Below are 12,960 nucleotides of genomic sequence, written 5' to 3' on the forward strand. Positions count from 1 at the left end.
GGTCGGCGCGCCGCACCTGCTGCGCCCGCCGGTGCGCTTCCAGGCGGAAAGCCCGTTCGACTATGCGGCGCGCGCCGAGGTGCTGGTCGTCACCGACGTGAAGCGCGGCGACATCCCCGCGCTCAGCAACGCCTACGGCCGGCTGATCGAGGCGGCGGGCGGGGGGACGCTCGGGCTGTTCACCGCCATCCGGCGCCTGCGCGGGGTCCATGCGCGCATCGCCGATCGCCTGGCCCGCGCCGGCCTGCCGCTGATGGCGCAGCATGTCGATCCGATCGACACGGGTACATTGGTCGACATCTTCCGCGACGATCCGCACGCCTCCCTGCTCGGCACCGACGCCCTTCGGGATGGTGTGGACGTGCCCGGTCATTCGCTGCGGCTGGTGGTGATGGAGGGCGTGCCCTGGCCCAAGCCGACCGTGCTTCATGCCGCGCGCCGGCTCGCCGGCGGGGGCAGCGCCTATGACGACCGCATCGTGCGCGCCCGCATGGCGCAGGCGTTCGGCCGCCTCATCCGCTCCGCCGACGATCGCGGCGTGTTCGTTTTGCTCTCCGCGGCGACGCCCTCGCGCCTGCTCGACGCCTTCCCGCCCGGCGTGCCGATCGCGCGCGTCCCGCTGGACGAGGCGATCGCCCGGGTTGCATCCCGGCTTTCCTCGCACGCGGCATTGGGGCATGAGGCGGCGCCTGCACCCTGACGGAGATCAAGCTTGAAGACGTTGACGCTGCTGCGCCACGCCAAATCGGGCTGGGATGATACGGTCGCGCGCGATTTCGATCGCCCGCTGAATGCCAAGGGGCGCAAGGCGGCGCAGGTCGTAGGCGCGCATCTGCGCCGGCTCGGCCTTAGCTTCGACCACATCGTCGCGTCGCCTGCGGAGCGGGTCGTGCAGACCATCGCCGAGGTCGCGGCCGGCTTTCGCGCTCCGATCGAACCGGCATGGGACAAGCGCCTGTATCTCGCCTCCTCCGTCACCCTGCTTGATGTCGCCCGCGAATCGCCCGCGGATGCCGATCGGCTGCTGATGATCGGGCACAATCCGGGGCTGGAGGATTTCGTGCTGCTGATGATGGGCAGCGGCGATCCTTCGCTCGTGCGCGAGGCGGAGCTGAAATATCCCACCGCCACGGTCGCCGAGCTGACCTTTGACGTGGCGAATTGGGCGGATCTTGCCCCGGCATCGGGCACGCTGACCCGCTTCATTCGCCCGCGTGACCTCGATCCGACGCTGGGTCCGGGCGAAGAGTAAATCCCTTCGTCACCCGACCGCCTGCGATACCTCCCGTAATCGCGTTCGGCTTTCCCCCTCGTTTGTCACCCCGCATCAAGGCCGGAATGACGAAGCAGAAGAAGGGGCGCATCCACATACCGCTGCGCCGCGTTCAACTGGGATGAACGATACGGCACCGGCACGATTTCCCCTGCACCTCCAGATGTTGGCCGGCTTCGTCATCGGGCTGATCGGCGGCTTGCTGGTGAAGTTCACCGCCGGCGACGCCGGCTGGGTGCAGGACGTCACCACCTATGTCACCGGGCCGATCGGCCAGATCTTTCTCCGCCTGCTCTTCATGTTGGTCATCCCCCTGCTGTTCGCCGCGCTGGTGACCGGCGTCGCGGAGATGGGCGACATTGCCGCGCTGCGCCGGGTCGGCGTGCGGACGCTGATCTTCACCGTTCTCCTTTCCGGCCTGTCGGTCGCCATCGGCTTGGTGCTGGTCAATCTGCTGCGCCCGGGCGCAGGTGTCGATCCGGCGATGGCGCGCGAGCTGCTGGCGCAGGCAGGGCAAGGGGCCGCCTCCATCGTGCAGAAATCGCGCGAGGCGCCCGGTGCGCTCGATTCGGCGCTCGGCATCATTCCCGCCAATGTGATCCGCGCTGCGGCGGACGATGACATCCTCGCCGTCATGTTCTTCGCCCTCGCCTTTGGCATCGGCATCGTGCTGACCGGCTCGGAGAAGACCGCCACGTTGCAGAGCGCGATCGAGGGCGTGCTTGAAGTCGCGATGACGCTGATCGGCTATGTCATCCGTCTCGCACCGATCGCGGTTGCCTGCTTCATGTTCAATCTCGCGGCGCTGTTCGGCGCCGACATTCTGGTGCGCCTCGGGGCCTATATGGCGACGGTGCTCGGCGCATTGCTGATCCAGCTGCTGATCGTCTACTCGTTCGGCGTTTGGCTCGCCGCCGGCATGAGCCCGCTCGCCTTCTTCCGTGGCAGTCAGGAGGCGATGGTGATGGCCTTCTCCACCGCCTCGTCCAACGCCACCCTGCCGACCAGCCTGCGCATCGCCGAAAGCGAGCTGAAGCTGCCGCGCAAGGTCGCCCGCTTCGTCCTGACGATCGGCGCCACCGCGAACCAGAACGGCACCGCCATCTTCGAAGGCGTGACGGTGATCTTCCTCGCGCAGTTCTTCGGCGTGGAACTCAGCATCCTGCAGCAGCTAACGGTGATGCTGGTCTGCATCCTCGGCGGCATCGGCACGGCCGGCGTCCCTGCGGGCTCATTGCCGGTGGTGGCGATCATCCTTGGCATGGTGGGCGTGCCGCCGACCGCCATCGGGCTGGTGCTGGGCGTGGATCGGCTGCTCGACATGTGCCGCACCGCGCTCAACGTCACGGGTGACCTGGCGATCGCCTCGATGGTCGCGGGCAAGGATCGGGCGGGCTAGCGGCAACCCTTCCTTCTTCCAACATTGCACTCGACGCCCTGCCGGGATGGCGAAGCGGATTACGGTAAGCGAGCGACCTTACCGGCCCTGCGCCCGCCATTTCTGGATGGTGCGCTGGATGATATCCTCCTCCTGCCCCACGTCGCGCCACAATTGCGAGAAGATCGGATCGGCCGATGCCGGCCGCTTGATCTCCTCCAGCCGGTCAAAGGCGACGCGGATCGGGATCGCCACGCCCTCGCCGCAGATGATGCACTCCTGGTTGCGCAGCGCCGGGATCGAATCGAGGAAGCCGCGCGCGCCCTCCGGCATGGCGGCGCGCACGAACGCCTGGTCGCGATCGTTGTTGAGGCGCATGGCGATGATCGTGCCGCATTGCGACAGCACGCCCTCCGCCAGATCGGACGGCCGCTGCGTGATGAGGCCTAGCGACACGCCGTATTTGCGCCCTTCCTTGGCGATCCGGCTCAGGATGCGACCCACGGAAGAGCCATCGTCGTTGCGCGGGATATAACGGTGCGCTTCCTCGCAGACGAGCAGGATGGGGCGCTGCGGCTCGTTGCGGGACCAGATCGCGAAGTCGAACACCATGCGGCTGAGCACCGCGACCACCACCGACGTGATCTCGTTCGGAACGCCCGACACGTCGATGATCGAGATCGGCCGCCCGTCGCCCGGCAGGCGAAAGACACGGCGGATGAAGTCCCCCATCGTGTCCGCCACCAGCATGCCGGAAAACATGAAACTGTAGCGGGGGTCGGCGCGGATCTCGTCGATCTTGGCCTTCAGCCGCAGATAGGGCGCGGTGTTGGACGCCTTGTCCATCTTGCCCATCTCAAGCTGGATCAGGTTGGTCAGGTCGCTGAGCAGATAGGGGACCGGCGCGTCCACGGTCAGCTTGGGAATCTCGCTGCCGACGCGGCTCTTGGCGCGCGCCGCGAGCAGGCATTTCGCCAGAATGTCCGCGTCGACCTGCCGCTCCGCGCCTTCGGTGGTCAGGAACACTTCGCAATGTTCCTCGAAATTCATCAGCCAATACGGCATTTGCAGGTTCGACACGTCGTAGATCGCACCATTGGCACGGAACGCGGCGGCATATTCGCCGTGCGGGTCGATCATCACCACATGGCCCTGCGGCGCCAGTTCGCAGATCCGGTGAAGGATCAGCGCGGCCGAGGTCGACTTGCCGGTGCCGGTGGAGCCGAGCAGCGCGAAATGCTTGCCCAGCATGGCATCGACATACAGCGCCGCGCGAATATCAGTCGTCGGATAGACGCTGCCGATCTCCACATGGGCACGTCCTTCGGCGGCATAGACCTGGCGCAGGTCAGCGGTGGAAATCGGATACACCTCCGCCCCAGGGCTGGGGTAACGGGTCACGCCGCGCCGGAACTGGTACAATTTGCCCGTCAGCTTTTCTTCGCTTCCTTCCCCCAGGAAGTCGATCGAGGCGATGATCCGTCCGGTGTTCAGGTCTTCCATGCGCAGCGAGCGGACGTTCGCGATCAGCCAGGATGGGCCGACCCGTACCTTGATCTGCCCGCCGACTTGGCCGCCCGCGGCGACGACCGGGTCCGAATGGCTGGACAAAGCGGCGATGGCCGCGGAATCGAAGATCACCTGGCTGGAGGACCCAGCGATCTCCATGACCAGGCCGATCGGCTCCAGGCCGGCCAGGCTGGGCGTCGATGCGGCTGCGGCGATCGCCTGCTCGAACGCCTGCTGCGTCGGCATCTCACTCATTGTCGGCTTCCCGCGGCTTGTACCATTGGAGGCGGGTGTAGGTCGTAAGCGTAAACAGAGCGTGATCGACAATTCTGCCGATCCGGCAATAGTTTACACGCGCTGCGCCAGCCGCCCTGCGCCCCAGCCCAGCAATACGGACATCGCCACGGCGATCAGGCCATAGGGCACGGCGTTGCGGTCCGCCGCCTGTGCGACATAGCGTTCGAAACCGGCCTTCTCGACGGTGATGTCGCGCACCGCGGCCGCCAGCACCTTGCCGTCGCGGATCAGGAACGTCTCGGCGGTGAACTGTCCCACCGGAACGCGCGCCGGTATGCTGACCCGTGCGCGATAGAGCACGCCTTCGGTGATCTCCACCGCACCCGGCGCCTCGACATACAGGCCGGCGCGACGCCGCAGGTCCACCAGGCCACGCGCGAAGCGGTCCTGAACCGTGGGCGCTGCCGATGAGGCGGGCGACAGTTGCAGACTGTCCAGGCCCAGCTCGTAGATCGCGCGGGTGCGATCATCGACGATCCGGTCGATCGGCCGCGAAGATGCGATGGCGTAGAAGCTCGGGGCGGAACGATAGCGCAGCGCCTCGGCATTGACCCACACGCCCGCCAGCTTCTCCTTCTCGCGCACGGTGATCGATTGCACCGGCCCCTTCACCACCACCACGAGATCGGTGGCATGCTCATCATCCGGCACCTTGCCGCCGGGGTAGAGGATCGCACCGAACAGCAGCAGCTCGGCGCCGGTAAAGCTATAGGCGATGCGGATCTCGCGCTGCGACACGTCGGGCACCAGCACCGGCTTCGCCTGGGCGAGCAGCAGGGGCGCGGCGAGGAGCAGCGCGATCCGCTTCACGACAATTCGATCGAATAGATTTCGTCCGGCCGCCATCCCAGCCCCAGCGCGATGCGCCCGGCGACGAGCAGCACCATCAGGGCGAGCGCGAGGCGCAGATATTCCGGCCGTGCCTTCGCCGCGAAGCGTGCGCCGACCTGCGCCCCGATCACCGAGCCGATCAGCAGCAGTCCCGCCAGCACGATGTCCACCGCCTTGGTGGTCATCGCATGGACCATGGTCGCCGTCGCCGTGACGAACAGGATCTGGAACAGCGACGTGCCGACCACGACCTGGGTCGCCATGCCCAGCAGATAGATCATCGCCGGCACCAGCACGAAGCCGCCGCCCACACCCAGCAGGATGGTGAGAATGCCGGTTCCGAAACCGAGCAGCAGCGGCGCAAGCGGGGAAATGTACAGCCCCGATCGATAGAAGCGCATGCGGAACGGCAGCGACGCGACCAGCGGGTGGTGCCGTCGCCGACGCGGCGGCGCAGCCCGTCGTCCGCGGCTGACGGCGATCGCCTCCAGCGATTCCTTCAGCATCAGGCCACCAATCGATGCCAGCAGCAGGACATAGGTGATCGCGATCGCCGTATCGATCTGCCCGGACGCTTGCAGCAGGCGGAACAGCCAGGCCCCGAACAGCGATCCCAGGATTCCCCCGATCACCAGCACGCCGCCCATCTTCACGTCCACGCCGCCGCGCCGGAAATAGGCCGAGACGCCCGACACGCTGGCGCCCGTCACCTGGCTCGCCGCGCTGGCGGCCGCCACGGTCGGCGGAATACCGTACACGATCAGCAGCGGCGTGGTGAGAAACCCGCCCCCGACGCCGAACATGCCCGACAGAAGCCCCACGCCACCGCCAAGGGCGATGATCACGAGCGCGTTGACCGAAAGGTTCGCGATCGGAAGGTAGAGATCCATGCCGCTGCCGATATGCCGTTCGGGCGCGGGGCGGAAGCATCTGCGATCAGAAATCCGTCCCGATCGACACTGCTGGACCCGACTCAGGCATCGCATCGCCCGCCAGTCGCTCGCGCCACTCGATCGCCAGCCGCAGGTTCGCGCCGCCCACCGGGAGAACGGCGCTGGCGAACGGCCCTACGTCGAATCGCGCCGCGCCGCGCTGCGCCGCTCCCCAGGCACCGACACCGAGCTCCAGCACCGCTGGGCCGATCCGGCTCATCGGGCGCGACACGCGCAATGCGCCATCGGCAAAGGCCTCCGCACCATCGCGTGCGATCACCCCCCCTTGGCCGTAGCCGTCCAGCCTCACCTTTTCTGCGATCCCGACCGGCCCGAAGCCACCTACCAGCCCCAGCGACGGGCCGCCACGCGCCTGTTCGATGCCGATCCGCTGTTCGGCCACCACATGTACCGGCAGGCGCGTCGGCTGCCAGTCCAGCCCGATCGCCGCTTCCCGCTGGCGACTGCCAAGCGCCGTGGAGAGGCGTCCGGCAAGCGACAGCCGAGCCGCCCGTTCGATCAGATATGTCAGCCGCACGCCAGCCTGGCTCCCGCCCAGCTGCGGCACGAACGGTTCTGCCTGGCCGTTGCGGACGATTATCCACCCGCTCCCGCGCAGCCTTGCCCTGGTAGACGGCCCGGCAAGAGGCGCCCCGGCGATCAGAAGAGGCGACATCGTCCGAGGATCCGGCGTATCCTGTCCGGCAGCCGGTGCGGGACTTGCGCCGGACCACGTCGTCTTCGGCAGGATCGCAGGCGTGGCGATCGCCGCGAGCATCGCGCCGGCCGAAAGACGCGCGGCGCCCGCCATCGCCTCCGGTGGCGGCCAGGGCCGCGTCACGCCCTGCGACACGCGTATCGCCTTTGCCGCCATCTGCGGCACCAGCCCGTCCGCGTCACGCCCGCTCGCAATCGCCTCCGTGGCACGAAGCACGCCCATCGCTGGCGACGGGGCCATCGGAATGCTGGCGACGCGGACTTCGTGCGCGGCCGGCCACAGCTGAACGACGCGCAGGCTCACCCACAGGGCAAGCAGGCCCACCAGGAAGCGAAGGGGCCGTCCACTCCCGGTCACAGCAACGTCGCCTCGCCGGGGAAGACATGCGTCGTCTTGTCCCAGCGTGGCGGCGCGCCGGCAAGCAGGCGGGCATACTGGCCGGCCGCCCGGATCGCCGCAAACATCGCGATCAGATTGCCCACCACCGCGCGCGGCAGCGACCAGAGCGCCTCGCGCCAGCCATAGCTGCGCCCCGTGGACGCCGCACGCCACGCCAGTCGCCACGCCAGAAGGGCCGTGTTGATGGACAGGATGATGCGAAGACCCGAATCGATCGATATCGGTGGCTGGCCGGTAATGACATGCAGCATCGCCGCCATGCCCCAGCCGACCGCCGCCAGATACGCGGCGGCCAGCACGATCACCGCCAGCGGCGCGCGACGGTCGCGCATGCGCATCCAGTGATCCGCCAGGTGCGTGGCGCGGGCCCAGCCGATCCGGTCCCAGCCGGCAAGGGCGATGCCGGTCATCCACCGCCCCTTCTGGCGCACCGCGGCCGTCACGGTGGAGGGAAAGAACGCGCGCACCGCCACCAGGTCGCCGCCGTCATCCTCCACCCGCGCGAAGCAGGCGCGATAGCCAAGCGCCCCTGCCCGCAAGCCAAGCTCGTAATCTTCCGTCAGGCTGGTCTGGTCGAACGGCGCGCCATGCGCCTGCGCCAGCGCGTCCAGCACGTCCACGGCGATCGCGCAGCCGACGCCCGACAGCGGCAGCCCCGCGCCCACTGCCGCGCGAAGCACCATCTGGCGCCCGTGCGAGTCGGCGAACTCGTCGGCATAGTGCCCCGATACCAGCCGGGCGTCGGGATCGATCAGCGGCAGCACGGGGATCTGCACCAGCGGGTGGCGCTCGATCAGGGCGTCGAACACGCGCAATTCGGCCGCGTGGACCACGTCCTCCCACATGGTGACGGTTGTATGCGTTCCTTAACGATGTCCCGTGCAAGGAGCCGCTATGCTCGCAAACTCAAAGCCTGCTTACCTTTACGCCCGCTACTCCTCTTCCCACCAGCGAGAGGACAGCATCGACCGGCAGGTTCGGTATGGTCGAGAAATGATCGAGCGCAATGGCTGGCGCTTGGTCGAAGAACTCAGGGACGAAGCCAAATCAGCCTTCAAGGGGGCGAACAGGCTAGCCGGATCATCTCTGTATGAATTCGAACGCCGAGCGCGAGAGGGTGAATTCGCATCGGGTGTGGTGCTCGTATGCGAGAACGTCGATCGGCTTAGCCGTCAGGGGGCGAAGGCATCGGCTCGCCTGATCTGGTCGCTAAACGAATTGGGCGTCGATGTAGCGACCTATCACGATGGGCATGTCTATAAGGCTGGCGAAGATACCGAATTGATGGACCTTTTCTCGGTCATCATCAAAGGTGCGCTTGGCAAGGAAGAAAGCGCGAAAAAGTCAAAGCGGTCGCAGGCGTTCTGGGACAAGACCTTCGAGGCAATCAAAGCCGGCGACCGCACCCCTTACAGCAGCCAAGTGCCAGCGTGGATTGACAGAGTTGATGGCGAGCACATCCTGAACCCGCACCGCGCTACGATCGTCCGTCAAATGTATCGGTGGTATTGCGATGGGCTGGGGAGCCTACAAATCCTCAACCGCCTGAACGCGATGGGCGAACTCTCGTGGTCGAGCGAGAAGCGATACAAGGGCCTGAAGCAGTGGACGCCTCGCTATATTCACAAGGTGCTGACGACACGGCAAGCGATTGGGGAATACGTCACGGTAAAGGGCGAAACCCTCGCGACCGACTTCTATCCCGCGGTCGTTGACGTGGCCACGTTCAATAAGGCTCAAGCCATTCGGGCGAGCCGCCAGCGATCAGGTGGCGATGCGACACGACGCTCGCAAAACCTGTTGGCGATGATCGCTAAGTGCGGTGAGTGCGGGAAGTCAGCCACCGTCCAGAGCAACATGACTAAAAGGTTTGGCCGCCGCTACTGGATGCGCTGCAACGAGGCCCGCTACACACATATAGCCTGCCAGAACTACACCACACTAAACTACAATATTGTTGAGGAAACTATTCTCAACCAAGTCCTACCACTGATCGCCGAAATTCGGGAGCATGACAACAACTCGGATGGCTTCAATGTTGAAGTCGCCGAAGTCGAACGTGCTATCCGGTTCCGCCGAGAGCAAATCGACAACCTAGTAGCGGCGATATCCGGTGGCGACGCGCCCAAGGCCCTCGTCGGGAGGATCACCGCGCTTGAAAACGAGGTGGCCGAATACGAAGCTCAACTGATCGAGCTAAAAACAGCCCGCAAGGCAAATGCGTTCAAGCCCATCAAGTCGATCGAGGCATCGGTCGTTGAGGACTTGCGAGACTCCATCAACAGCGACGATCCCGAGGTCAGGTTCGAGGCACGGACTTCGGTGAATGCGGCGCTCACCCGTCTAATCAAGCGCGTGGACGTGAACCCCAACGACACCTTCACCGTCCGCCCCGACGAGGTGAGTTGGTGGACCTTCGACAAAGAAGGGAAGATGCTTGAAGGGGAATACGTCCCCTAAGAGCGTCAGCAAGGGCAGACACAGGAAGGATGCTACGCGAGTAGCATCCCTCATATCTCGCCCCCCTGTGAACCCTTACAGGGCAGTCTAGCAGCGCGGCAACTTGATGCCCTGGTCCTCGGATACGTTCCCAATAGTGACCGCTTGAGCACGACGTTTTGATGCAGGTCTTGCTACATTAAAGCGATAATCAGGTGCAGTCTTCGGTTGCCCTTTTGGCGGGATGGCTTTGTATGTCCTGAGGCACAAAAGAAGGAACGTGCCGATGACACAGAGATCGACTGACGAAAGCAAAGACTGGCGTAGCCTCGTTCGTCCCGAAACTCTCAACCAGCTAATCGCGAACCATCGTGAGCAACTACCTCACCGTGGCAAGCGCAGCGAGCGCAACTTCATGCCGGCGTGTCGCTTATTCAATCCGACAGGCCCGGGAACGTGGCTGGTCACGGAATGCGACGAGAACGGCTTGGCGTTCGGGCTATGTGATGTTGGCTACCCTGAACTCGGCTATATCTCGATGCAGGAGTTGGCCGAGTTCAACGGCCTAGGTGGTCTAGGGATCGAGGAAGACTTGCACTGGCGGCCGACCAAGACGCTCAACCAGTATGCCGAAGAGGCGCGGCGTACAGGATATATCGCACGCTAAATAGGTTTGCGGCGGTCTTTTTCGTAGTTTTTACCGCCGGCCTCCTTGCTAGAACGGAGCCGTTGGGGATTGCCTCTCCCAACGGCTCTTTCCATGTCAGCTTACGCCTTTGGCCTTCTTGCCGCGAGCAGCATTCGCTGCGCTGACCCACTTCGTGCCCTTGCTGTTCGGAACGTAGCCCTCGCCCGGAGCCGGTCCATACTTCCCTACGAACTTCGCCATCCACTCAGCGTTGTCGGGCTGTGCCTTGTTACCCAAGCCGGTGGATGGCCCGCGATTGCCCCTCGACGACCCGCTAGAGGCCTTATCACCTTCGAGCGCAGCTTTGATTTCCTTATCAAGCGCGCCGGCCTGTACGTCCTTCTTCAATACAGTCAGCGCGTCCGCGAACCGCTCGCTGGGGATGAAATTAGTGGCCTTCCCACCAATCAGCACAGGCTTCCCGTCAAGCTTTGGGGAGAAGCTGGTTGCGCCATTGTTGCCGGTCTTCCAGGATCGCACAGGTGGCGTCTTGCCGCTGCTATGCTGCTCAAGCGCCTTGTCGATCACCTTGGCCATCTTCGCGCGGCCCTTCTTCGGGTCATAGACCGGCGCATTGAAGTTGGTGCCTAGGGCATCATCAACGAATTCCAGAAAGCCGACCATGCCATCCTCCACAAGTGTGGGGACAACTGTAGGCACACAGGCTCTTCGGTGTGTCAAGCAGACACAAAAAGGGCGGCTCTAAGACCGCCCTGTGGGTTGGAGTGCGGGACGAGGTTACTCGCCCTTTTTGTCCGCCCGCGTCTTACGCAGCTTCTCTGCACGAAAAGCCTTCTTCTCCGATAGCGCCTGCAACTGGACATCATACTCGCCCGCCTTGATGCGGTCCGCATAGTAGTCGAGTGCATCGGTGAAGTTCGCCGCCGGCACAGTCATTTCCTTGACCGCAACCTCGGTGTCCTCGACCTTCGTGCGTTCCAGAACGAGCGCCGTGTTGGACACTCGGATCGTGAACTGGATGCGATCACCGTCGATGGGCTTGAAGTTCTTCTTGCCCTCTGCGCCATCACCGGCCGCGAACTGCTCCTTCATCTTGTTGATGTTGGCGAGAGCAACGTCCTTTGAAGTGCGTGCTCCGCTGGTCTTCTCGGCAGCAAGCGCGGGAACGAGCATTGCGGGGTTGAACTTGGCCATAGTGTAGTCCTTCAATCATCGCAGTGCTTAGTTGCCCTGCCACAATCGTATTGCTTCTCTACAGCCAGAAATCAGCCACTTTTTGGCGTTGACAGGAAGGAAAGGAGGGAGACCAACTCAGGGTTGGTCCGACGAACGACCTCCGGAGAACAATCTTGATAACTATTGGATGCCCAAGAGAACTCCGCGCTTCTACACCACACCCAAGCCGACAGCACACAGGGTAAGCCTGTCGGGTGGTTACGATAGTCAGTGGCGCAAGCTCAGAGACAGAAGGATAGATGCAGAACCACTTTGCAGGCATTGCACGGTGAAGGGGTTGGTAACACCTGCGGTAGAAGTCGATCACATCAAGCCGAAAGCGTTGGGCGGCCAGGACGAGTGGGAGAACACTCAATCACTCTGCAAGCCATGTCACGTCGAAAAAACCCGTAATGACGTTCAGCGCATACGCCGGGGCTATTGATTGCCGCTCTCGCTACTTCGTGCAGAGTTGCATGCGGTACCGGCCAAAGTGGCGACCCCCGGTGTTGAAGGATCGCGCGATCGGTCGAGGGCGTAGCACAATTCGCGGCAGCTTGCGACCATCCTGGAAAGAGGCAGCAGCCTCAATCCAGGCGGCTCACGTAACACGACCACACCGTCCAACGAGCTAAACACGGAGTGATCATCGAGAAGAACGCATCTACGTGTAGTCGACCTACCGATACTACACGAGGTCCACGACTTGCAAAAATCCGCTCACACTCGTGATGGGAGAAGAATGAAGCGGCATCTCGCTTTCTGCCTGAACGAACGCTCCAGCTAGGTCCTTATGCCCGCTGTGGTAACTACCCTTGAACGCGAGCAATGCATCGGCAACCTTTATCGTGGACCCGTCCTCGAAAACGGCATCCGTGATCGCGTATATTGTATTCTGTTTCGCGACGATTGGATCGCCTGTCTGGAAGGCAGAGAGAGCTAAAGCGTGCAGACCGACGTCTGAAAGTCCCCGCAGCTCGCCAGGATCGGAAACACCATCAGCGTCGAGATCCTGCCAAACTGAAAAGTTTGCAAACTCCGAGTCACCAACATCGAAAGATCCATTATTGTTGGTGTCAAAGACGCGCAAACCTTCGAGATCCGATACAAACGTCTCCTCATCTCCCCTCGTGCCGAAAGAGACTTCGTTGGCCGCGGTGATCTTGCCATCGCCATTGCGGTCAAAGACCAACAGGCCATCGTCCGATGAAACCCAGCCGGTCTTGTCTCTTTTCCCGTCGGCATCCCAATCAAACTTCGCCTTTGATTGCTTTAGGCTGATCAGCTCGAACCCGTCACCATCAAGATCGAGAACAATCG

General features: G+C 63.6%; 13 protein-coding genes and 1 pseudogene. 6 read left to right on the forward strand and 8 right to left on the reverse strand.

What is annotated here, in order from left to right:
- The 3 genes from AX702_RS17630 to AX702_RS17640 form a co-directional block, all read left to right on the forward strand.
- Nucleotides 1-700, forward strand: a 700-nt coding sequence (locus tag AX702_RS17630; protein ID WP_331710424.1) for a helicase C-terminal domain-containing protein, incomplete at its 5' end; no start/stop codon positions are given.
- Between the two features lie 12 nt (nt 701-712).
- A complete protein-coding gene (locus AX702_RS17635; RefSeq protein ID WP_066781759.1) occupies nt 713-1,252 on the forward strand; it encodes a SixA phosphatase family protein in 540 nt (179 codons plus the stop codon).
- 142 nt (nt 1,253-1,394) lie between these two features.
- On the forward strand, nt 1,395-2,672 hold the full coding sequence (locus AX702_RS17640; protein ID WP_066781761.1) for a dicarboxylate/amino acid:cation symporter: 1,278 nt from the start codon (nt 1,395-1,397) through the stop codon (nt 2,670-2,672).
- A gap of 78 nt (nt 2,673-2,750) precedes the next feature.
- Here AX702_RS17640 and AX702_RS17645 read toward each other — a convergent pair whose 3' ends face one another.
- The 5 genes from AX702_RS17645 to AX702_RS17665 form a co-directional block, all read right to left on the reverse strand.
- Nucleotides 2,751-4,415, reverse strand: coding sequence for an ATP-binding protein (locus tag AX702_RS17645; RefSeq protein WP_066781763.1), 1,665 nt, complete (start codon nt 4,413-4,415; stop codon nt 2,751-2,753).
- A gap of 93 nt (nt 4,416-4,508) precedes the next feature.
- Nucleotides 4,509-5,267, reverse strand: a complete 759-nt coding sequence (locus AX702_RS17650; protein WP_066781765.1) for a TIGR02186 family protein — start codon at nt 5,265-5,267, stop codon at nt 4,509-4,511.
- The gene (locus tag AX702_RS17655; protein WP_066781766.1) at nt 5,264-6,178 is read right to left on the reverse strand and encodes a sulfite exporter TauE/SafE family protein; all 915 of its coding nucleotides are present in this window, start codon (nt 6,176-6,178) and stop codon (nt 5,264-5,266) included. The genes AX702_RS17650 and AX702_RS17655 overlap by 4 nt, the downstream gene beginning before the upstream one ends.
- A 46-nt stretch (nt 6,179-6,224) precedes the next feature.
- Nucleotides 6,225-7,295, reverse strand: coding sequence for a hypothetical protein (locus AX702_RS17660; RefSeq protein WP_156455574.1), 1,071 nt, complete (start codon nt 7,293-7,295; stop codon nt 6,225-6,227).
- Nucleotides 7,292-8,182, reverse strand: coding sequence for a glycosyltransferase family 2 protein (locus AX702_RS17665; protein ID WP_066781768.1), 891 nt, complete (start codon nt 8,180-8,182; stop codon nt 7,292-7,294). The genes AX702_RS17660 and AX702_RS17665 overlap by 4 nt, the downstream gene beginning before the upstream one ends.
- A 49-nt stretch (nt 8,183-8,231) precedes the next feature.
- On the opposite strand from AX702_RS17665, the gene AX702_RS17670 reads away from it, so the two are divergent.
- Nucleotides 8,232-9,797 carry a recombinase family protein gene (locus tag AX702_RS17670; protein ID WP_066781770.1) on the forward strand — a complete coding sequence of 522 codons (1,566 nt, stop codon included), beginning with the start codon at nt 8,232-8,234 and terminating at the stop codon, nt 9,795-9,797.
- 265 nt (nt 9,798-10,062) lie between these two features.
- Nucleotides 10,063-10,443: a DUF2958 domain-containing protein gene (locus AX702_RS17675; RefSeq protein ID WP_066781776.1), complete on the forward strand. Its 381-nt coding sequence runs from the start codon at nt 10,063-10,065 to the stop codon at nt 10,441-10,443.
- A 96-nt stretch (nt 10,444-10,539) separates the two neighbouring features.
- Here AX702_RS17675 and AX702_RS17680 read toward each other — a convergent pair whose 3' ends face one another.
- Together AX702_RS17680 and AX702_RS17685 are read right to left on the reverse strand one after the other, a co-directional pair.
- The gene (locus AX702_RS17680) at nt 10,540-11,088 is read right to left on the reverse strand and encodes a hypothetical protein (RefSeq protein ID WP_066781772.1); all 549 of its coding nucleotides are present in this window, start codon (nt 11,086-11,088) and stop codon (nt 10,540-10,542) included.
- Nucleotides 11,089-11,202: 114 nt separating this feature from the next.
- Nucleotides 11,203-11,619, reverse strand: coding sequence for a hypothetical protein (locus tag AX702_RS17685; RefSeq protein ID WP_066781774.1), 417 nt, complete (start codon nt 11,617-11,619; stop codon nt 11,203-11,205).
- 169 nt (nt 11,620-11,788) lie between these two features.
- Here AX702_RS17685 and AX702_RS24300 point away from each other — a divergent pair, with 169 nt between their 5' ends.
- Entirely contained in the window at nt 11,789-12,085 is a 297-nt protein-coding gene (locus AX702_RS24300) for an HNH endonuclease signature motif containing protein (RefSeq protein WP_082746343.1), read from the forward strand.
- 243 nt (nt 12,086-12,328) lie between these two features.
- Here the strand turns inward: AX702_RS24300 and AX702_RS22695 are convergent.
- A pseudogene (locus tag AX702_RS22695) lies at nt 12,329-12,960 on the reverse strand (hypothetical protein); the annotation flags it as partial.

Origin of the sequence: Sphingomonas sp. CCH5-D11, from assembly GCF_001557395.1 — a bacterium.
GTDB lineage: Bacteria > Pseudomonadota > Alphaproteobacteria > Sphingomonadales > Sphingomonadaceae > Sphingomonas.

Bases quoted from the DNA above. Each gene is read 5' to 3' on its own strand.
- AX702_RS17680 (WP_066781772.1), bottom strand. From the start codon at position 11,088: ATGGTCGGCTTTCTGGAATTCGTTGATGATGCCCTAGGCACCAACTTC.
- AX702_RS17640 (WP_066781761.1), top strand. From the start codon at position 1,395: ATGAACGATACGGCACCGGCACGATTTCCCCTGCACCTCCAGATGTTG.
- AX702_RS17670 (WP_066781770.1), top strand. From the start codon at position 8,232: ATGCTCGCAAACTCAAAGCCTGCTTACCTTTACGCCCGCTACTCCTCT.
- AX702_RS17685 (WP_066781774.1), bottom strand. From the start codon at position 11,619: ATGGCCAAGTTCAACCCCGCAATGCTCGTTCCCGCGCTTGCTGCCGAG.
- AX702_RS17655 (WP_066781766.1), bottom strand. From the start codon at position 6,178: ATGGATCTCTACCTTCCGATCGCGAACCTTTCGGTCAACGCGCTCGTG.
- AX702_RS17675 (WP_066781776.1), top strand. From the start codon at position 10,063: ATGACACAGAGATCGACTGACGAAAGCAAAGACTGGCGTAGCCTCGTT.
- AX702_RS17665 (WP_066781768.1), bottom strand. From the start codon at position 8,182: ATGTGGGAGGACGTGGTCCACGCGGCCGAATTGCGCGTGTTCGACGCC.
- AX702_RS24300 (WP_082746343.1), top strand. From the start codon at position 11,789: ATGCCCAAGAGAACTCCGCGCTTCTACACCACACCCAAGCCGACAGCA.
- AX702_RS17645 (WP_066781763.1), bottom strand. From the start codon at position 4,415: ATGAGTGAGATGCCGACGCAGCAGGCGTTCGAGCAGGCGATCGCCGCA.